The following is a 19,797-nucleotide window of genomic DNA, read 5'->3' on the forward strand; positions in this document are numbered from 1 at the left end:
GGGTTTACCGCGCCAGCCAGGTGTCGTGGAACTGCAGTCGCGCCGAGGCCTCGAACTTCACCCCGGCCACCGTCTTGCCGACGCCGATGGCCTGCGAGAGTTCGATGGTCGGAATCCACAGGCCCTGGTCGAGGACCGCGGTCTGGGCGTCGCCGATGATGCGGGCGCGCGCGGCCGGGTCGGTGGCCGACAGCTGCTGGGCCAGCAGGGCGTCGAGGGGTTCGGCGGGGCCGCGGGCGTTCAGGTTGCGCTGGTCCACCGCGAAGGTGGTGCGCAGGATGTCGCCGTCGGCGCGGGTCGAGTTGTAGTAGTTGAAGTCGAAGTCCTTGCTGTTCTGGCGCACTGTCGATTCCGCCACCGACAACGGCTCCAGCCGCAGGTCGAAGCCGACCGCCCGCAGCTGCTGCTGGGTCAGCTCGAGAATGGGCTGGTTGGCGGAGAACACGGGGGCGAAGATGACGCCCGCGCTCAGCCGCTGTCCGTCCTTGACCCGGATACCGTCCGCGCCCGGCACCCAGCCGGCCTGGTCGAGCTGCTTCTTCGCGGCGTCCGGGTCGAACTTCACCCGCGCCGAAAGATCCACATAGCCGGGCGTTTTGGAGGCGAGCACGCTGCTGGCGGTCTTGAACTGCGGCCCGAGCACGGTGTCCACCAGTTCCTTGCGGTTGATGGCGGGTAGCAGCGCGGCCCGGACCGCCGGATCGCGCAGCACGCCCCGGGTCACATTGGCCTGCAAGCCGAACGGGACGCCCGGGTTGGCGGTGAACTGCACGCGACCGCCGCCGCCCTCGATCTGCGCCACGTCCTGCGGCAGCGCGTCGCTGATGGCGTCGAGCTGGCCGGAGGCGAGACTGCCGGTCCGCACCCCGGATTCGGGGACCACGGTGAACACGATCTTGTCCAGATGCGCCTCGCCCTGGCCGGCGAAAACCGCGGAGCCCCACGCATACCCGGCCCGCTTGACCAGGGTGGCGGAGGCGTTCTGCTTCCACTCCGCGTAGGTGAACGGGCCGCTGCCGACATTGGCGCCCAGGCACCGCTCCTCGGCGGCCTTGGCGGCGGTGGCCTCGGACTGGATGCCCAGCTGCGGGGTCGAGGTCGCCTGCAGGAACTGGGCGTTCGGACCGGCGAAGTCCACCCGCACGGTGCGCGGATCCAGCACCGTGCTGCCCGCGTACCCGGCCAGGTAGCTCGCGGCCAGCGGCGCCTTCGCACCACCGAGCGCGACGATCGAATCGAAGTTCCGCCGCACCGAGTCCGCGGTGAGCGGTGTGCCGTCGCTGAAGGTGACGCCGTCGCGCAGGTGGAAGGTGAACGACCTGGCGTCCGGGGAGACGGTCCAGGTGTCGGCCAGCCACGGTTTCAGCTGACCGGTCTCCGGGTCCTGATCGACCAGCGAGTCCACGACCTGCCGGGTCACATAGATCGTCTGATTGGTCGACGACTGCGCGGGATCGGAGCAGGTCGGGGCCGAGGACAGGCCGTAGCGGAGGGTGCCGCCCGCCTGCGGCGGACCCGACGGCTCACCACTGCCGGTGGCGGCGTCCCCGCCGCCGCACCCGGCGAGCGTGACGGCGGCGGCGAACACTCCCGCCAGGGCCACGGGTCGGGTGACGCGCGCGAGCAGGGAACGGGTCATCGGGGATCTCCAGCGGGGTAACGGTCGGCGCCGAGCGGTCGGCTCGGAATGCGGCGGAGCAGTTCGGGAGCGACCTCGGCCTGGAACAGTTCGAGGCTGTCGCGGTGCTCGGCCTCGGTCCGGCCGTCCGCGTCAGCGCTGAGGTGGATGACCTCGTGGCCGAAGCGCTCGTGATAGCGGCTCACCTTGTCCAGCACCTGTTCCGGGCTGCCGATGAGCGCCGAGGACCGGGCCGCGAAGTCCTCGACGGAGTCGAACACGATGGGCACGTCGAACTTCCGCGCCACCGCCTGCCGCGCCTCGAAGACCGGCCGGTACCGGTCGAGCGCCTCCTGCGAGGTCCGGGTCACCAGGAACCCCGCCGTGCCCGCGCCCACCAGCGCCTCGGCCGGGTCGTGGCCGTAGGCCGCCCAGCGTTCCCGGTAGTGGTCGATCAGTTCGGCGTACGGCTCGATCGGGTAGGTGACGTTCGCTGAGAACAGCGGATCCCCGTGCAGCGCCGCGTAATCCGCGGATTCACGACTGGTCGCGCTGCCGTGCCAGATGCGCAGCCGCGGCTGCAACGGCCGGGGCAGCGCCTTGGCCTCGGTCAGCGCGGGCCGGAACCGGCCCGACCAGGTGACGCTGTCGCTGTCCCACAGCTTCCGGAACAGTTCGTAGCCTTCGCGATTGCGATCCCACTGGTCGTCGGTGGTGACGTGGAACAGCTTGGCCTGCGCCGCGCCGTTGCCCTTCCCGATGATCAGTTCCAGCCGGCCGTCGGAGAGGTTGTCCAGCGTCGAGTAGTCCTCGAAGGCGCGCACCGGATCCAGCAGGCTGAGCGTGGTGACACCGGTGAACAGGGCCAGCCGCGAGGTGACGGCCGCGAGATGGCTGAGCACCACGGGCGGGGCCGCGGAGATGAACGGATCCTCGTGCCGCTCCCCCACCGCGAAGCCGTCGTACCCGAGCTCCTCGGCCAGGCGCGCGCTGTCGACGACCCGCCGCAACCGCTGCCGGGGCGACTCGGTCCCGCCGGTCACCGGGTCCGGAGTGTGGGTGATCAGGGTCAGCAGCAGGAATTTCATGCCGGGATCGCCTGCTCTCCGGCCTCGATGAACTTCTCGAACGGGTGCACGTAGCCGACTTCCTTGCGAACGTCACGCGGCAGCGCGGTGTATCCGGCCGCCGTGTACAGGGCGACGGCCTCCGGCTGGCGCGGCCCGGTGGTCAAATAGATGCGCGTGTAGCCGCGCCGCGCGATCTCGGCTTCCAGCTGATCGAGCACGAAGCGCCCCAGCCCTTTTCGCCGGTGGTCGGCGGCGGTCCAGATCCGCTTGAGCTCGGCGGTCTCGGCGTCGTACCGCTGGAACGCACCGCCCGCCACCGTTTCCCCGTTATCCACAACTATCAACAGGTCGCCCTGTGGAGGAGCGAAGTGACTGGCCGAATACCCGGTCAGATCCGCGTGCACCTCCCCCGGCGTCCCGCCGTACCGGCTGCTGTACTCGATGGCCAGCTCCGCCAGCAGCGGCGCGGCCAGGGGATCGTGTTGCCCGACATGGAAAACCCTGCGCGACATGCTCATCCCTTCTTCTTGGGCAGTCCGGGCGGATTGATCCGCGACTGCGGCACGGCCTCGCCGCCCAGACCCCAGCGGTCCAGCACCTGCTTGTAGAGCCCGTTGTCGATGGCGTACTGGATGGCGGCCCGCAGCGGACCGGCCAGACCGTTGTCCTTCTTGGTGAGGACCCCGATCTCGGCCTGGAGCGCGGCGCCCGCGCCGGAAAGGGTCGTGACCACCTTGGTCTGGCCGGCGGAGGCGGCGTGATACTGCGCCGACGGGTTGGGGCCGAGGTAGCCGTCCAATCGGCCCGAGGACAGCGCCAGGTAGTAGTCGCTGGTCTTCTCGTAGTAGGCGAGATCGATCTTGGGCAGACCCGCGGCGATATTGTCCTCGTTCCACTTCACCAGCAGCTGCTCCTGGTTGGTGGCGGTTCCGACGCCGATCGTCTTGCCCGCCAGCGACTTCCGGTCCTGATAGGTCCAGGTCGCGTCCTTGGGCACTTCCAGCGCGATATTGTCCAGGCGGTAGGTGGCGAAGTCGTACTTCTCCTTGCGCTCCTCGGTGACGGTGACATTGCTGATGAAGACGTCCGCCTCACCCGAGTCGACCTTCACGAAGTTCTGCGCCCAGTCCCCGATGCGGGTCTCCACTTTCAGGCCGAGCAGGTCGGCGAGCAGGTAGGAGATGTCGGCGTCGGAACCGATGGGGGTGCGGTCGTCGGTGGCGTAGAAGCGCAGCGGCGGTGTCGCGCCCACCGATCCGGTCACCACCAGCGTCCCGCGATCCCGCACGGCGGCGGGCAGCTGCGCCGCGAGAGCGTCCACCTTGGCGGCGTGCACCCGGCCGGACTGCGCCGGGGACAGGTCGTAGCTCAGTCCGTTGACAGTATTGGAGGCGGGAGCGTCACTGTCGCCGTCCTTGCCACAGGCGCTCGCCGCGAACAGGCCGAGCACGGTGAGTGCGGCGAGTGCGGTGATCCGTCTGCGACGGTGTGCCTGAGGCATGGGAGGTTCCTTCGTGGTCGATCGGTCAGAGGACGTGTGCGAGAAAGGCTTTGGTGCGCGGATGGGTCGGGGCATCGAGCACCTGCGCGGGCGGGCCCTGCTCGACGATGCGGCCGGCGTCCATCAGCACCACGGTGTCGGCGACCTCGCGGGCGAAACCGATCTCGTGGGTGACGATCACCAGGGTCGAGCCGGCGCGCGCGAGATCCCGGATCACCTCGAGCACCTCGCCGACCAGCTCCGGATCCAGCGCCGAGGTGGGCTCGTCGAACAGCACCACCTCCGGCCGCAGCGCCAGCGCCCGTGCGATGGCGACCCGCTGCCGCTGCCCGCCGGACAGGCGGCTCGGGTACTCGTCGGCCTTGTCCGCCAGCCCGACTCGCGCCAGCAGGTCGAGCGCCTCGGTGTTCACCTCGGCCTTGGCGCGCCGCTGGGCGGCCACCGGGGCCAGCGCGACGTTCTCCCGGACCGTCAGGTGCGGAAAGAGATTGAAGTTCTGGAACACGAAACCGATGCGCGCCCGCTGCCGCAGAATGTCGCGCTCGCGCAGTTCGTAGAGCTTGCGGCCCTTGCGGCGGTAACCGACCAGCTCGCCGCCCACGCGCACGGTGCCGGCGTCCACCTGTTCGAGGTGATTGATGGTGCGCAGCAAGGTGGACTTGCCCGAACCCGACGGGCCCAGGATGACCGTGACCTCGCCGGGACGGACCGTCAGATCGATGCCGGACAACACCTCGGTGCGGCCGAAAGACTTTCGGATGCCGCGCAATTCGATCGCGTAGTCACTCATCGCCGGTCCCTCTCGCGAAGTGCCGCTCGATATAGAACTGAATGACGCTGAGCACCGTGGTCAGCAGGATGTACCAGGCGGTAGCCACCATCAGCATCGGCACCACGCGGCCGTTGCGGCCGTAGATCACCTGGACCTGATAGAACAGCTCGGCGATCGCCATGGTCGAGACGATCGAGGTGCCCTTGAAGAGACTGATCACCTCATTGGCGGCATTCGGCAGAATTCCGCGCATGGCCTGCGGCCCGACGATGGTGAAGAACTGCCGCCGCCACGGCAGCCCGAGCGACCGCGCCGCCTCCCATTGCCCGGCGTCCACCGAGATGATGCCGGCCCGGATGATCTCCGCCGAATACGCCGCCTGATGCAACGCCAAACCGATGACGGCCGCACTGAATCCGCTGATCACGCCATTGGTCTGAAAACGCACGAACTCGGGGCCGAAAGGAATTCCCAGCGACAGCGTTTTGTACAGATAGGCCAGGTTGAACCAGAACAGCAGCTGCACGATCAGCGGAATCGAGCGGAACGCCCAGACATAGGTCCACGCGATCGCTTTCAGCACCGGATTCTTCGACAGGCGGCCGACAGCCAGCCAGACGCCGAGGAAGAACCCGAGCAGGGTGCCCCAGAAAGTCAGTTCCAGAGTCACCTTCAGCGCCGACAACACCGATTTCGCGGTGATGTACCGTGCGAACGTGCCCCAGTCCCAGCCCGGATTGGTGATCAGCCCGTGCGCGAACTGCGCGACCAGCACCAGCGCGACCACCCCCGTGACCCAGCGCCAGGGGTGGCGGGTGCGGACGACGGGCAGATCTCCGTCCTCGGCTCCGGTGGCCGCCACCGTCTGCGCGGATACCGCCAGGGTGCTCATGGACAACGACGATACGAAGCCCGGCACACCCTGTCGCCGGTCCGGCTCAGGCTGAATTCAATTGCGCGTCAAGAGATTTCCCGGAGAGTGCGCGGAAATCACTGCGATGGAAGACCAGGGGCTCCGACTCCGGGCTGACGCTCACCCGGTGCACCCGCAGCAGCACCACGGCGTGATCGCCCGCCGGAACCTGCTCGTACACCGAGGTTTCCAGCCAGGCCGTCGCCCCCGCCACGAACGCGGCGTTGCCGTTCCCGCCCCGCAGCTCCACATCCCGGAACCGATCCCCGCGCTTGGAGCTCAGACCGCGCGCCGCGCTCTCCTGGTCGCTGCTGAGCAGACTCAATCCCAATCGGCTCGCCTGCTCCAGCCGCGGCCAGGTCTCCGACGAGTACTGAATGCACACCGACACCAGCGGCGGATCCAGCGATACTGGCACGAAAGTGCTGGCCACCAGCCCGTGCGGCGTTCCGCCCAGCCGGGCGCAGAGCGCCACCACACCGCTGGGGAAGTGCGCGAAGGTCTTCCGGAGATCGGTCCCGTCGACCGGAGTGAGCGCGGCTGCCGCGCCGTGAATCGAGGTCAGGTCACCCATCGATCCACTCCAGCATCGGCGGCGCCGCCGCGACAGGATTGGGCTCAGGCCGATTACAACGACGAACCCCCGCCCGGCGGGTACCGGACGGGGGTTCGGAGTGCTGTGCGACCTACTTCGGCGCGACCAGGTGGGGCTGGTTGATGGTGACGAAGTAGTTGTAGGCGGAGGCGATCGCGACCGGGGCGGTCACGAGCAGGTTGCCCGCGATGGTGCCCAGGAAGCCGACGGTGCTCGCGCCGATGAAGCAGCCGGCCAGCGGGCCGACACCGAACATGGTGGCCAGCGGAGCCGTCGCGGCGGCGAAGACGACCGCGCCCATGGCGCAACCGACGGCCGCGCCGCCCAGGCCACCGACCAGGGTGCCGATGGTGGCGCCCATGGAGATGGTGTCCTTCATGCGGTTGAAGGCGGCGACCTCACGGTCGTAGTCCGACTTCCACGGAGCCTGGTCCTCGTAGGGCAGGTTGACGTCCTTGGCCTCGGCGACCGGCTTGTAGGTCGCGTGGTCCATGTCGTACTGCGGGGTCAGGGTCGCGGTGTGGTCGGAGATCTCCGCGGCGATCGGGAACTCGAAGTCGTCCACGCGGAAGTTCAGCGGCATACCGGCCACGACGGTGCCGTCGACGGCCTTGATCTTGAAGACGCCGTTCTCGACGACCAGCGAACCGGAATCGGTCCGGATGACGCTGTTGGTCTCGGAAGTGGTTGCGGTGTAATTGATCACGCCGTTGTCAGCGGCCGGAGCGGCGTTGACGGTACCGGCGGTGACGCCCATGGCAGCGGACAGCAGGGCCGCGGTCACGGCGAAAGTCTTGAAGCGCATTTCTCGGTTTTCCTCATCAGGCAGTCCGCGTGGTTGGACCGCATGATCGAAACGGGCCGACGCGAACGAAATATGTCGCACGGGTGCTCAAACGATGAACTCTCCCGAATTGCGAAACCCGCCCGGCCGATTGACCGAGCGGGCTGTCCCGATGAGGTGATCGCTGATGCCTGTTGTGCCCCTTGCTCTTGACTCGGACCGAGTATTACTTGGCCGGAGCCGGAGCGGTGATGTGCGGCTGGTTGATGGTGGTGAAGTACTGGATCGCGGCGGCGATGGCGACCGGCGCGGTGATCAGCAGCTGACCCGCGATGGTGCCCAGGAAGCCGACGGTGGCGGCGCCCACGAGGCAGCCGATGACCGGACCGGCACCGAACAGCGCGGCCAGCGGGGCCGAGGCCAGACCGGCCACACCGAAGCCGAGGACGCAACCGACGGCCGCGGCGCCCAGGCCACCGACCAGGGTCGCGACGGTGGCGCCCAGGGAGATGGTGTCCTTCATGCGGTTCCAGGCGGCCTGCTCACGGTCGTAGTCCGACTTCCACGGAGCCTGGTCCTCGTAGGGGAGGGCGACATCCTTGGCGACCGGCGCGTAGGTGGCGTGGTCCATGTCGTACTGCGGGGTCAGGGTCGCGGTGCGGTCGGAGATCTCCGCGGCGATCGGGAACTCGAAGTCGTCCACGCGCACCTTCAGCGGCATGCCGGCGACGACATTGCCGTTGGCGGCCTTGATGACGAAGTTGCCGTTCTCGACGACCATGGAACCGGCATCCGTGCGGATGATGGTGTTGGTCTCGGAGTTGGTGGCGGTGTAGTTGATCGCACCGTTGTTGTCGGCGGCGGGCGCGGCGTTCACGGTGCCGGCGGTGACACCCAGAGCGGCGATGACCAGCGCGGAAACCGCGGTGAAGTTCTTGAGACGCATGTGTTCGAAATTCCCTCTTGAGATGAGCGGTGTGCCCCGGAGGAACAACGTCAGGTGTATCCCCCGGGGCCCAGTGATGGAAACCGGCCTTGACTAACGCCGCGTGGCAGCTGGGTTTTGGCGCGGTGAACCTTTGCCCATCGGTTGCCGAAAATGCCTATTTGGGTGCGGAAAACGGCTGGTTGATAGTGGTGAAGTACTGCACCGCGGCAGCGATCGCGATCGGCGCGGTCACCAGCAATTGACCGCCGATCGTGCCCAGGAAGCCGACCGTGCTGGCTCCGATCAAGCAACCCGCCAGCGGTCCGACGCCGAACAGCGTGGCCAGCGGGGCCGTCGCCGTCGCGAAGGCGACGCCGCCCAGGACGCAGCCGAGTGCCGCGCCGCCGAGGCCGCCGACCACGGTGCCGATGGTCGCGCCCGCGGAGATGGTGCTGGTCAAACGGTTCCAGGCGGCCAGCTCACGGTCGTACTGGGTCTTCCACGGCGCCTGATCCTCGTAGGGCAGCGCGACCGGCTTGTACACCGCGTGCGCCAGATCGGCCTGCGGCGTCAGGGTGGCGGTGCGGTCGCTGATCTGCGCCGCGATCGGGAACTCGAAATCGTCGATCCGGAACTTCAATTCGGTGCCGGCGACGGTGGTTCCATTCGCCGCCTTGACCTTCAGCGCACCGTCCTCGACGACCAGCGAACCGGCGTCGGTGCTGACCACCGTGTTGCCCTGCTCGGTGACCTGGGACGTGTAGTTGATCGTGCCGTCGTCGGTCTTGGCCGGACCGGCGTACGCGGTGCCGGCGGTGACCCCCGTCGCCGCGACCAGCAATGCCGCGATCCCGGCGAATTCCCTCATCTTCATTTTCTTTACTGCTTCCACTGCCGAGAACTGAACTGTCGGCGGCAAGCATCTGTGAACCCCCTGTGAATCTGGAGGTTAAAAACCAGCTTGATTCGATGCCGTGGAAGTGAGGGAGATTACTTCGCCTTGGCGGCGGCCTTGGCCTGCTTCTTGAATTCCCGCACCTGGGTGAGGGATTCGGCGTCGGTGACGTCGGCGACCGAGCGGCGGGAGCCGTCCTCGCCGTACGCACCGGCCGCCTCACGCCAGCCCGCGGCGGCCAGACCACGCTGTTTGCCCAGCAGGGCGAGGAAGATCCGGGCCTTCTGGTCACCGAAACCGGGCAGCTTCTTGAGCCGTTTCAGGACTTCCTTGCCGTCCGGGTCGCCGTCGGTCCACAGGCCCGCGGTATTGCCGCCGTAGTTGTCCAGAATGTACTGGGCCAGCTCCTGGACCCGCCGTCCCATCGAGCGGCCGTAGCGGTGAATGGCCGGCGGCGTGGCGGCCAGCTCCTCGAATTCCGCGGGATCGGCGGCGGCGATCCGGTGGATATCGAAGCCGCCCATGCGGTCGGCCAGTTTCCACGGGCCACGGAATGCGTGTTCCATCGGAAACTGCTGATCGAGCATCATCCCGACCAACAGGGCGAAATCATCGGTCGAAAGCAGCTCGTCGGCATCGGATTCCTGCGCAATACACAGCGTGCGGCTCACCATGCGTCGATCATCCCATTCATCTTGCGTTGCGGTGACGCGGGTCACGACTAGGCTCGGCTTATGCCCGACACCATGGCTAATTCTTCAGTGCGAACCGTGCCGCAACCTGGTGCGGACTCAGGACTGCGACCGGACCGCTTCGACCGTGACGGACAGGACCAGCTCGTCGACGTCCAGGATCTACAGGCAGCGCTGCCGGGCATCCGGCGCCTGCGGGCCTGGGCCCACGAGGCGCTGGCCACCCGCCCCGGCGAGAGCGCCGTCGACATCGGCTCCGGCACCGGGTCGGAGGTGCTGGCCCTGGCCGAGCTGGTCGGGCCGACCGGCACCGCGCTCGGCGTCGAACCCGACCCGAACCTGCTGGCCGCCGCCGAACGCCGCGCCGCCCAGGCCGGCTCCTCCGCCACCTTCGTCAGCGGCGACGCCTACGGCCTGCCCGTCGGCAGCGAGAGCTTCGACGTGGCGCTGTGCGAACGCGTCTTCCAGCACCTCACCGCGCCCGCCCGCGCGGTCGGGGAGATCGCCCGCGTGCTGCGGCCCGGCGGCCGGGTCGTGGTGATGGACACCGACTGGGGCTCGGCCATCGTGCACCCGGGTGACCGGCACGTGGTGCACGAGGTGATCGAGACCATGATCGCGGGCACCACCAACCCGTACGCGGGCCGCCGCCTGTCGGGGCAGCTGGCCGCGGCCGGACTGGTCGTCGACGACATCGGCTCGCACGCCCTGATCCAGGACGGCAGCGTGGGCGCGGGCGCACTGGTCGCCCGGGTCGCCGATCGGGCGGTGGCGCGGGGCTCGATCAGCGAGCTGCAGCGCGATCAGCTGCTCGCCGACCTGGAGGCCGGCGCCGCCAGCGGCGACATCCACCTGTCGGTGACCATCTTCGCGGTGCTGGCGCACAAGCCGAACTGACCCGAGAACGCAAGCGGCGCGCACCCTTTCGGGTACGCGCCGCTTTTTCGCCGCCGCTACAGGCTCATGAGCTTCTCGGAGGCGGCCAGCAGCACGCAGGTGGCCAGGCCGTCCATCGCCTTCTCCAGCTCACCGAGGGACGGGAAGCTGGGCGCGATGCGAATGTTCTTGTCCTCCGGGTCCTTTCCGTACGGGTAGGACGAACCGGCCGGAGTGAGCGCGATGCCCGCGTCCTTGGCCAGCGCCACCACCTTGCTGGCGGTGCCCTCCAGCACGTCGAGGCTGATGAAGTAGCCGCCCTTGGGCTCGGTCCAGGACGCCACCTTCGACGCGCCCAGCCGGTCCTCCAGAATCCGCAGCACCAGTTTGAATTTCGGCTCCAGCACGGCCCGGTGCTTCTGCATGTGCTCCCGCACGCCCTCGGCGTCGCCGAAGAAGCGCAGGTGCCGCAGCTGGTTCACCTTGTCCGGGCCGATGGTCTTCTTGCCCAGGTGCTTCAGGTACCACTCCACATTCGCGGTGGAGGAGCCGAAGAAGCTCACGCCCGAACCCGCGAAGGTGATCTTCGAGGTCGAGGCAAGCACGAACGGGCGGTTCGGGTTGCCGGCCGCGGCGGCCATGCCCAGCACGTCCAGCACCGGCTCGGCGGTGTCGGTGAGCGGGTGCACCGCGTAGGCGTTGTCCCAGAACAGGCGGAAGTCCGGAGCCGCGGTCGGCATCGAAACCAGTTCGCGGGTAACGGCTTCGGAGAACGTGACGCCGGACGGGTTGGAGTAGTTGGGCACCGCCCACAGACCCTTGATGCTCGGGTCGGACGCGACCAGCTCCGCGATCAGGTGGGTGTCGGGGCCGTCGTTCTTCATCGGGATCGGGATCATCTCGAAGCCGAGCGACTCGGTGATCGCGAAGTGCCGGTCGTAACCCGGTACCGGGCACAGGAACTTGAGCACCGGCTCGTCCGCCCAGCGGCGCTCCGAATCCGCGGTCCCGTGCAGCATGGCGAACACCAGCAGGTCGTGCATCATCTCCAGGCTGGCGTTGTTGCCGGCCAGCAGATTCGACACCGGGATGCCGAGCAGTTCGGAGAAGATCGCGCGCAGCTCCGGCAGGCCGTGCAGGCCACCGTAATTGCGGACGTCGGTGCCGTTGGCGTCACGGTAGTCGGCGGCGCCCGGCAGCTCCAGGAGTCCCTGGGAGAGGTCCAGCTGCTCGGGCGATGGCTTACCCCTCGTAATGTCCAGCGTCAGCTTCTCGGTCTTGAGCTTCGCGTAGTTCGCGGTCTGCGTCTCGTGTTCCGTCACGAGTTCCGCATGGCTCATCAAACCGAATTGCGTCTGCCGAGGCATCTGAGCGCCCTTCCAATGGCGTGGGATGTTTGTCCAGGGTTGCGCGCACCGCGAACCCAACCGCCCAGGTTACTAGGCGGCGTCTCCGATTCGGCAGGGATATCTGTACTTCCGTCACCCGCGACGACCGGGCCGGAAAAAGAAAGGGGACCCAGCGCACCCGGCAGAGCCCGTTGACCCTTGCTGCCTTCCGGCCCTGGGGGAGTTCACAGGATGCGCGCCGCGCTGGATCCGTCGGCCAGTGTAGCGGCTCACCGCGCCCGGTGCCGCCCGGGGTCGATACGATGCCTGCGATATGCGGGGTCGCCCGCGTTTTTCCGGAGGGGTAAAGACGATATGACGAGTTCCGATCCAGGAGCCGGTGCTCCGCACGATCCGCAGAAAGCCCAGGAGACCGCGCAATGGTGGGCCACCGCGCCCGCCGCCGGGGAGGGCCAGCCGGTTCAGGGCGCGGACCCGACGATGCTCAACTACGCCGCCGGCGGCATGCCCCCGTACACGCCCCCCGCCCAGCCCCTTCCGACCGGGCAGTCCGCGCCCGGCTACCCACAGCAGCCGATGCCCGGCTACCAGCAGCCCATGACCGACGCCTACGGCCAGCCCCTGTCCGGCGGCTTCCCGCAGCAGCAGTTCGCCCAGCCCCCGGTCCCGCCGCCGGGCCAGGGCTACGGCTATCCGGCGCAGCCGCCGCGTTCGGGCGGAAATAAGACCGGTTGGATCATCGGCGGGGTGATCGGTCTGGTGGTGATCGTCGGCGCGGTGATCGGCGTGGTCGCGCTCAGCGGCAGCGACAGCTCGTCGCCGCTGGGCGGGGACAAGAAGAAGGCCGCCGGGAAGTACTCCATGGAGGGCATCACCAACGGCTGCACCGTGATCGACACCTCGGTGCTCAACAAGTGGGCCGCGAACTCCAAGGGCACCCCCGAGCACTCCGAGACCAAGCCCACCGACTACTCGGGCGGCCGCTTCGACTGCCGGGCCGGCAACGAGGAAACCTCCAAGACCGACAAGTACGCGATCGCCAATACCGCCGACCTCACCCTCAACGTCTCGCTGCTGAGCGGCTCGTCGAGCGCCTACAACCGCCCCGAGTACGACATCTGGAAGACCAGCGACACCGGCACCACCGGCAGCGGCCGCACCGCCGGTGACGTGAACGGCATCGGCGAGGCCGGCTACTGGGCGGCCAAGGTCGACGACTACTCCTCCTTCACCACCACCGACTACACGGTCGCGGTCAAGGACGACAACGCCTCGGTGAAGGTCAACATCCGGCTGCGCATGGGCAAGGGCCAGAGCGTCAGCAAGGACGAGATCGCCCAGGTGTGCAAGGAGCAGGCCCAGAAAGCGCTCAACAATCTGAAGAAGAAGTAGCCGCCGACCACTGCATTTGCTTCCACCAGGGGTGTACCCGGTATATTGCTCGACGGAGGATTCGCCTAGTGGCCTATGGCGCTCGCCTGGAACGCGGGTTGGGTTAACAGCCCTCAGGGGTTCAAATCCCCTATCCTCCGCTTCGAAGGCCCCGGCCGGACTCAGTCCGGTCGGGGCCTTCCGCATATCCGGAGCCGATCGGGCTCAGCGCAAGGCGTGAGCAACCTCACTCGGGGTGGATTCCAGCCGCCGGCGGGTTTGCGAACTCGAGTCTGCGGGACCGCGGTCGACGCTGGAGACGACTGTGTGACCCGAGACTCGTTGAGCTGGACGGTTCAGGCGAGCGGCTGCGGGAACGTGGCGGTGCCACAATCGTCTGCGAGTCCACTTTTCGCCAGAACCCAACGAGCAGAGGGGCATAACGGATAATCGCCACGAAACACCCATAGGCTGAGGATTACAGCAGTTCCAGCCATTGCCGTAAGTCGTGACATGTTGCAGTAGAGGCGATTTCAGATAATAGTTCGCCAATTTCAGTCGCCGCGGATAGGAACTCGGGACCCGACCGCATCTGAAAATAAGACGATGCGCAATCGACGACCGGCCGCGCGGTACCCTCGCCGCCATGGTGACGATGCCTACCACAGGATCTACGAATGGCGAAGTGCGAGTTTCCCAGTCGCGCGGGACGGGCGGCATTCTCCGTCGACTGAGTTCGTTCAGACCCCGGCTGGCACATGCTTCGCTGGTGGTGACCGCAGTGGTGGCAGTCAAGTCATTTCAGATGTCTTTTGCCGCGTTGCACCAACTCTCGGTGCGTAATCTGGTGCCGCCCGATCTCGCCTCGAATGTGCCGATCGCCATCGATGGCTTGGTGATCGCCTCGATCATCGCCACCGCCGCATTCCGGCAATGGAGCGTCGGCTGGTGGTACTCGACCGTCTTGTTCGCTCTCTCGACTCTCGTCTCGATCGCGGGGAATATCCAATACGCCCACGAGATCGGCGGCAGCGTTGTGCCGATGTGCCTGTACGCCGGCATGCCGCTGACGATGTTGTTCGCCGTGCACCTCACGCTGATGCTCTGGGAACGCGGCAAGCAGGTCGCGGCGGAACACGCGGCCGAGCTCGAGGCCGCCGAACTCGAGGCCGAGCTCCAGGCTCCCGAGCTCGAGGACGTGGTCGGTGCGGCCGAGCACGACGACGACCCGGAGCCCACCCTCGAGCTCTACGAGGCGGCACTCGAACGGCAGGAGACGAGGCGCGCCGAGGACCCGTTCCCTGCCGCCCAGCCGAAGCTCTACCCACTGGAATCCGTGGGACCCGGATATTCCATGGGCCAGACCGCCGGCATCGGCGCCCAGCACAAGCCCGTTCTGCTGGATGCCGACGAACGGCGCCGGTTCTACATGACCGCTGCGCAAATGTAGTGGGCATGCGGCTCGATCAACCCCCAACATTCACCACCGACCCTTCTGGAGCGAAGTATGGCGATGAACATGTGGCAGGACCAGGGAGTAGATCAGTTCCGGGAAATCGCGATCCGGCTGGCTTCGATCATCCAGAACAGTCTGGATCGATCCGGTGCGATGACTCAGTTCACCGATGCATTCGGTAACGTCGAATCATTCACCGATCTGATGATCGAATACTCGGGCCGGTGGTTCACCGAAACGGGTGGGCGCTCGACACTGATGGGACCCGAAATGTTCTGGATGTTGTCGGAGCCCGCGCCGCGCCGCAGCCCGGCGGCCGGTATACGAATCCACGACGTAGCCGGCGAATCCGACAGCACCTCCGGCCATCGCGCGCGAAAACTTTTGCTGATCTGTGTTTTCGAAGCACTCACCCATACCCAGTGGGGCGTACCCGATAGCTTGTCCGAGCATCCGATGGTCAACGGAATGACTTAACTCTCCACCGAACTCCACCTCGAAGGCCTCGGCCGGACTCGGTCCGCCGGGGTCTTTCGTCTTCGCGGGTCAGCGCAATGCGCGGGCGACCTCGTCCAGGGCCGAGTCCAGCAGATCGGTGTAGTGGTCCGGGTCAGGGATCACGGCGGGGTCGGCGTGCACGGAGATCGTGACGGTGTCGCCCAGGCCGGTGACGCCGTGGGTGAGGTGCATGACCGTGCCCAGGGCCGGGAAGCCGGCGGTGAAGCGGACCGGACCACCACCGAACTCGAGGTCGGCGGGGCCACGGTCGACACTGGAGACGACGGTATGACCGGAGACTCGTTCGGGGAGCTGGTCGATCGGGGCGTTCGCAACATCGCGGTGGAGGATCGGGGCGGGGAGGACGGCCGTCACCGCGTCGGGTGCGTGCTGGAGGGGGTGGGCCGCGCGGGTACGGCGGGCGGTGAGGTCGGCGGCGATGCGGTCGGCGCGGGCGCGCGGGTGGGGTTCGGACAGCGACAGGTCGACCGAGAGGTCGCGGTAGGTGTTGCGGGTGGGGCTGTCGGTCGCGGGGGCGGTGATCGCCATGGGGACCTGGGCGCGGAGTTCGGGGACCGGCTCGTCGCGGTCGCGGAGATAGCGTTCGAGGGCGAACGAGATGGCGGTGAGGGCGACCACCGTGACCGAATGGACCGGGGTGCGCAGACGGGCCTTGTCGCACACCAGCATTCGCGCGATGTGAGCGGCCGGTGGTGCGCCGGTGCCGTTCAGGAGGGTCGGTTCGACATCGGGGGCCGGGGGTGGGAGTTCACCGGCGGTGGTGAGGTCGGCCAGGTGGCGCTGTGCGCGGGCGGCGGCCAGGCCGCGAATCACGGTGCGCGCCATGCCGATCGGTATGGCGGGCAGGGCGAGGGTCGCGGCGAGGGCGGTAGTCGTCCTGGCGCGCAAGCTGTTCGGCACGTATCGGAGGGGGAAGGGGGCGGCCGGATGCGTCGCGGGTGGGGCCGGAAGGTCATCGGCGCCGAACAGGGCGCGGGCGATGGCGGCGGCGCGGCGGCCGTCGGCCAGGGCGTGAGATAGCTGGAGCACCGCTACCAGGGCGGGCTCTTCGGGAGCGAATCCCGGGACGTCCCGGACATTCCGGAAGGTGTGTAGTCGCCAGGGGCGGTCATTCGCCTTCAGGCCGGTGCCGAGCAGGGTGCCGAGGTCGGCGGTGAGATTCGCCCAGGTCGCATCGCCGAGGTCATGGTCGATGAACTGATCGTCGGTGACGTCGCAAGTCACCCAAAGCGGATACGCAATGTTCGCAGGAGTATCCAGCACGTGTATCAGCAAATCCGGAATACGGACCACTCGGTTCGCGACGGCCGCCCGCAGTTGCTCCGGATCCCGCCCGGCGTCGGCGAAGCAGTACAGCAGGAACAGATCGTTGCGCGTGCGCGCGGACAACCAGTACATGGTGGCGTCCCGAGGGGCCAGGGAATTCACCCGACGACCATAACGAAACCCTATACTCCGAGGCCGCTCGCGGTGCTACCGTTTGTAGTAGAAGCCTTACCACTCTCCCGGGGGCGGGTGACCGCTATGGCAACCACCAACAAGATCTCCGGTCGACTTGCGGAGCAAGCCGACGAGATGGACCAGCGCTACCAAGGCGCCGCATTCCTCAAGAGGTCGATCAACAAGGTATTTCCGACCCACTGGTCGTTCCTGCTCGGCGAAATAGCGCTGTACAGCTTCATCATTCTGCTGCTGTCCGGCGTCTATTTGACCTTGTATTTCGACCCCTCGATGCAGGACGTCACCTACAACGGGGCCTATCAGCCGCTGCGCGGGGTCACCATGTCGCGCGCCTACGAGAGCGCGCTGAACATCTCCTTCGACGTCCGCGGCGGACTGTTCGTGCGACAGGTGCACCACTGGGCCGCGCTGCTCTTCACCGCGTCGATGATCATCCACATGTGCCGGATCTTCTTCACCGGCGCCTTCCGCAAGCCGCGCGAGGCCAACTGGGTGCTCGGCGCGCTGCTGCTCATCATGGCCATGTTCGAGGGCTTCTTCGGCTACTCGCTGCCCGACGACCTGCTGTCGGGAACCGGGCTGCGCGCCGCCTTCGCCGGAATCACTCTGGGCAGCCCGGTGATCGGCACCTGGCTGCACTGGCTCATGTTCGGCGGGGACTTCCCGGGGAACATCATCATTCCGCGGCTCTACATCGCCCACGTGCTGCTGCTGCCCGGAATCATGCTGGCGCTCATCGTGGTTCACATCGCGCTGGTCTGGTACCAGAAGCACACACAGTACCCGGGCCCGGGACGCGCCGAGAAGAATGTCATCGGCACCCGCATCGTTCCGGTGTTCTCGCTGGACCAGGGCGCATTCTTCGCGTTCACCCTGGGCGTGCTGGCCATCATGGGTGGCCTGCTGCAGATCAATCCGATCTGGAATCTGGGTCCCTACAACCCATCCCAGGTGTCGGCGGGCACCCAGCCCGACTTCTACATGATGTGGACCGACGGTTTCCTGCGCCTGTTCCCCGCCTGGGAGGCGTACCCCTTCGGGCACACCGTGCCCGGCGCGTTCTCGGTGGCGCTGTTCATGCCGCTGATCTTCACACTGATCATCGCCTACCCGTGGATCGAGAAACGGCTCACCGGCGATCGGGCCCGGCACAACCTGCTGCAGCGCCCGCGCGACGTTCCGGTGCGCACCGCCATCGGGGCCATGTCGCTGAGCTTCTACCTGATCCTCACCCTGGCCTGCGTCAACGACATCATCGCCTTCAAGTTCGACATCTCGCTCAATGCCACCACCTGGGCCTTCCGCATCGGCCTGCTCACCGTCCCGGCGCTGGCCTACTTCGTGGCCTACCGGCTGTGCGTCGGATTGCAGCGCGCCGACCGCAGCGTGCTCGAGCACGGCATCGAAACCGGTGTGGTGCGGCGACTTCCGCACGGCGAGTACATCGAACTGCACCAGCCGCTCGGCCCGGTCGACGAGCACGGCCATCCGATCCCCCTCGAATATCAGGGCGCCCGCGTCCCTCGGAAGATGAACCAGCTCGGCGTCGCCGGCAGCCCGGGCACCGGCGCGTTCTTCTGGGCCGATCCCCAGGAGGAACGCGACCTCAACGCCGCCAACGAGCGCGCGGCCGAACACGCCCAGCTGGCCGTATTGCGGCGGGCACAGCAGAACGCGTCAGGTAACGGACAATCCGGCAATGGGCACGGCTCGAGCTGACCGCTCCCCCACGGCCTTCGACAGAGCGAAGCCCCCGAGTCTCCGGGACTCGGGGGCTTCTCGTTTTTCCCGGTGGGGTCGCGGCAGGCCGCCCGCAGGCCGCGATCAGGCCCGCTGGAACTCTCCGTCGGAGACACCCGCTACGAAGGCATCCCACTCGCCCGGGGTGAAAGCCAGGATCGGCCCGGCGCCGTGGTCCTTGGTGTCCCGGACCGCGACATTGCCGTCGCGGAGAAACGCGACCTCCACGCAGTTGCCGTTGGGGCCGCTGTGTTTGCTCTTGCGCCAAACGGCGCCGGTGAAATCCACCTTCACGGTACTAGCTCCTTTTCTGCGTCAAGCTTGGAATCCTGCTGGCATAGAACCTGGCGACCGCGGGATCGTTCGAAAACACGAATCACCGGGCTCGCCGCGGGTCGCACGCAAACGCTCCGTACAACCTGTCTCTGCACTTCGCGATGGGAATGCGCCCCCGATGGCCGTTCCCGCGCTAAACCCTAGCAGGGTTCGTCATTAGGAGATCGCATTCTTTCGTTTTCAACCAGCAAATTTGCGGCAAGGTTAGCCAGCAAATTATTTGCAAGAAATTAGCCCCAATTTGAGGCTATTGAATTTCAAATATGAGAATTCCTTCACTCACCGCTCGGGTACCCCGGGTGGATCGGGGCACGCGGGACATGGGGAATCATGGGAAGCATGCCCCAGCAGTCACCAGAGGATGCCGGACGGGACCGCGACGACGACGGCCGTGCCCGGAATGCCCGTCCTCGTGACCGTTTTGGGCGACCCCTCCCATTCGGCAGCTCGGGCATCCCCCGCATTCCCGATGACCTGGACCTGCCGCCGGCCGAAACCCTCGACTACGCCCAACGTCTGCTGGACGAGGGCCTGGCTTTCAACGCGCACGAGGTACTGGAGGCCGCCTGGAAGAACGGCCCGTTCGCGGAAAAGTCGCTATGGCAGGGCCTCGCGCAATTTGCCGTTGGACTCACCCACATTCAGCGGGGAAACCCCAAGGGAGCGCGCACTCTGCTGACACGGGCGTCCGAACGCCTCTCCGCCTACGGATCCGCCCCCTACGGCATCGACTCGCCCGGCCTGGTGGCCCGTGCCGAGACCTTGCTCATGGCCATCGAGCAGGGAAAACCCATCTCCGACACGGATCTTCGAGCTCGGCTCACAATCCCACACTGAATTCGCAATCCCAGTGCCCCGCCGCACTCGACGTGCGCACCCGCAGGAAGGCGAAGGGTCGGCCGCGCTGCGAAGGATGCGAAC

The 19,797-nt window shown here is 67.1% G+C and carries 20 protein-coding genes, 1 tRNA gene and 1 other RNA gene; 7 read left to right on the top strand and 15 right to left on the bottom strand.

Annotation, left to right across the window (positions count from 1 at the left end; all coding sequences use genetic code 11):
• Positions 1 to 4: 4 nt before the first annotated feature.
• From ACWEOI_RS04265 to ACWEOI_RS04315, 11 genes are all read right to left on the bottom strand, one after another.
• Positions 5 to 1,639 carry an ABC transporter substrate-binding protein gene (locus ACWEOI_RS04265; RefSeq protein WP_452358912.1) on the bottom strand — a complete coding sequence of 545 codons (1,635 nt, stop codon included), beginning with the start codon at positions 1,637 to 1,639 and terminating at the stop codon, positions 5 to 7.
• Positions 1,636 to 2,706: an LLM class flavin-dependent oxidoreductase gene (locus ACWEOI_RS04270; protein ID WP_452358913.1), complete on the bottom strand. Its 1,071-nt coding sequence runs from the start codon at positions 2,704 to 2,706 to the stop codon at positions 1,636 to 1,638. Before ACWEOI_RS04270 ends, ACWEOI_RS04265 begins: the two co-directional genes overlap by 4 nt.
• Positions 2,703 to 3,206, bottom strand: coding sequence for a GNAT family N-acetyltransferase (locus ACWEOI_RS04275; protein WP_452358914.1), 504 nt, complete (start codon positions 3,204 to 3,206; stop codon positions 2,703 to 2,705). Before ACWEOI_RS04275 ends, ACWEOI_RS04270 begins: the two co-directional genes overlap by 4 nt.
• The gene (locus ACWEOI_RS04280; protein ID WP_452358915.1) at positions 3,203 to 4,189 is read right to left on the bottom strand and encodes an ABC transporter substrate-binding protein; all 987 of its coding nucleotides are present in this window, start codon (positions 4,187 to 4,189) and stop codon (positions 3,203 to 3,205) included. Before ACWEOI_RS04280 ends, ACWEOI_RS04275 begins: the two co-directional genes overlap by 4 nt.
• A 25-nt stretch (positions 4,190 to 4,214) precedes the next feature.
• The gene (locus tag ACWEOI_RS04285) at positions 4,215 to 4,979 is read right to left on the bottom strand and encodes an amino acid ABC transporter ATP-binding protein (protein WP_379103411.1); all 765 of its coding nucleotides are present in this window, start codon (positions 4,977 to 4,979) and stop codon (positions 4,215 to 4,217) included.
• Positions 4,972 to 5,853 (bottom strand): amino acid ABC transporter permease, encoded by an 882-nt coding sequence (locus ACWEOI_RS04290; protein WP_452358916.1) that lies wholly within the window; start codon positions 5,851 to 5,853, stop codon positions 4,972 to 4,974. Before ACWEOI_RS04290 ends, ACWEOI_RS04285 begins: the two co-directional genes overlap by 8 nt.
• Before the next feature lie 46 nt (positions 5,854 to 5,899).
• Positions 5,900 to 6,448 (bottom strand): flavin reductase family protein, encoded by a 549-nt coding sequence (locus ACWEOI_RS04295; protein WP_452358917.1) that lies wholly within the window; start codon positions 6,446 to 6,448, stop codon positions 5,900 to 5,902.
• Between the two features lie 112 nt (positions 6,449 to 6,560).
• The gene (locus ACWEOI_RS04300; protein WP_433669853.1) at positions 6,561 to 7,274 is read right to left on the bottom strand and encodes a hypothetical protein; all 714 of its coding nucleotides are present in this window, start codon (positions 7,272 to 7,274) and stop codon (positions 6,561 to 6,563) included.
• Positions 7,275 to 7,479: 205 nt separating this feature from the next.
• Positions 7,480 to 8,199 (bottom strand): hypothetical protein, encoded by a 720-nt coding sequence (locus ACWEOI_RS04305; protein ID WP_433669851.1) that lies wholly within the window; start codon positions 8,197 to 8,199, stop codon positions 7,480 to 7,482.
• 157 nt (positions 8,200 to 8,356) lie between these two features.
• A complete protein-coding gene (locus ACWEOI_RS04310) occupies positions 8,357 to 9,055 on the bottom strand; it encodes a hypothetical protein (protein WP_433669849.1) in 699 nt (232 codons plus the stop codon).
• Positions 9,056 to 9,171: 116 nt separating this feature from the next.
• Positions 9,172 to 9,747: an HhH-GPD-type base excision DNA repair protein gene (locus ACWEOI_RS04315; RefSeq protein WP_357088749.1), complete on the bottom strand. Its 576-nt coding sequence runs from the start codon at positions 9,745 to 9,747 to the stop codon at positions 9,172 to 9,174.
• A gap of 99 nt (positions 9,748 to 9,846) precedes the next feature.
• Between ACWEOI_RS04315 and ACWEOI_RS04320 the strand changes: the two genes are divergently transcribed.
• Positions 9,847 to 10,665: a methyltransferase domain-containing protein gene (locus ACWEOI_RS04320; protein WP_452358918.1), complete on the top strand. Its 819-nt coding sequence runs from the start codon at positions 9,847 to 9,849 to the stop codon at positions 10,663 to 10,665.
• A gap of 56 nt (positions 10,666 to 10,721) precedes the next feature.
• Here ACWEOI_RS04320 and ACWEOI_RS04325 read toward each other — a convergent pair whose 3' ends face one another.
• Together ACWEOI_RS04325 and ffs are read right to left on the bottom strand one after the other, a co-directional pair.
• Positions 10,722 to 12,011: an aminotransferase gene (locus tag ACWEOI_RS04325; RefSeq protein WP_433669846.1), complete on the bottom strand. Its 1,290-nt coding sequence runs from the start codon at positions 12,009 to 12,011 to the stop codon at positions 10,722 to 10,724.
• Between the two features lie 141 nt (positions 12,012 to 12,152).
• Positions 12,153 to 12,247: signal recognition particle sRNA small type (gene ffs / locus ACWEOI_RS04330), an RNA gene on the bottom strand.
• A gap of 100 nt (positions 12,248 to 12,347) precedes the next feature.
• Between ffs and ACWEOI_RS04335 the strand changes: the two genes are divergently transcribed.
• From ACWEOI_RS04335 to ACWEOI_RS04350, 4 genes are all read left to right on the top strand, one after another.
• The gene (locus tag ACWEOI_RS04335; protein WP_433669844.1) at positions 12,348 to 13,385 is read left to right on the top strand and encodes a hypothetical protein; all 1,038 of its coding nucleotides are present in this window, start codon (positions 12,348 to 12,350) and stop codon (positions 13,383 to 13,385) included.
• 54 nt (positions 13,386 to 13,439) lie between these two features.
• Positions 13,440 to 13,525, top strand: a tRNA-Ser gene (locus tag ACWEOI_RS04340).
• Positions 13,526 to 14,010: 485 nt separating this feature from the next.
• Positions 14,011 to 14,814 carry a DUF2637 domain-containing protein gene (locus tag ACWEOI_RS04345; protein WP_452358919.1) on the top strand — a complete coding sequence of 268 codons (804 nt, stop codon included), beginning with the start codon at positions 14,011 to 14,013 and terminating at the stop codon, positions 14,812 to 14,814.
• A gap of 57 nt (positions 14,815 to 14,871) precedes the next feature.
• On the top strand, positions 14,872 to 15,297 hold the full coding sequence (locus ACWEOI_RS04350; RefSeq protein WP_452358920.1) for a hypothetical protein: 426 nt from the start codon (positions 14,872 to 14,874) through the stop codon (positions 15,295 to 15,297).
• A 69-nt stretch (positions 15,298 to 15,366) separates the two neighbouring features.
• Here ACWEOI_RS04350 and ACWEOI_RS04355 read toward each other — a convergent pair whose 3' ends face one another.
• Positions 15,367 to 16,767 carry a WS/DGAT domain-containing protein gene (locus tag ACWEOI_RS04355; RefSeq protein ID WP_452358921.1) on the bottom strand — a complete coding sequence of 467 codons (1,401 nt, stop codon included), beginning with the start codon at positions 16,765 to 16,767 and terminating at the stop codon, positions 15,367 to 15,369.
• 96 nt (positions 16,768 to 16,863) lie between these two features.
• Between ACWEOI_RS04355 and qcrB the strand changes: the two genes are divergently transcribed.
• Positions 16,864 to 18,519: a cytochrome bc1 complex cytochrome b subunit gene (gene qcrB / locus ACWEOI_RS04360; protein ID WP_433669836.1), complete on the top strand. Its 1,656-nt coding sequence runs from the start codon at positions 16,864 to 16,866 to the stop codon at positions 18,517 to 18,519.
• A gap of 105 nt (positions 18,520 to 18,624) precedes the next feature.
• Here the strand turns inward: qcrB and ACWEOI_RS04365 are convergent, their stop codons facing one another.
• A complete protein-coding gene (locus tag ACWEOI_RS04365; protein ID WP_452358922.1) occupies positions 18,625 to 18,834 on the bottom strand; it encodes a DUF397 domain-containing protein in 210 nt (69 codons plus the stop codon).
• Between the two features lie 381 nt (positions 18,835 to 19,215).
• On the opposite strand from ACWEOI_RS04365, the gene ACWEOI_RS04370 reads away from it, so the two are divergent.
• Positions 19,216 to 19,713: a DUF309 domain-containing protein gene (locus ACWEOI_RS04370; RefSeq protein ID WP_452358923.1), complete on the top strand. Its 498-nt coding sequence runs from the start codon at positions 19,216 to 19,218 to the stop codon at positions 19,711 to 19,713.
• Positions 19,714 to 19,797 lie beyond the last annotated feature (84 nt).

Source organism: Nocardia sp. NPDC004340 (assembly GCF_053602575.1).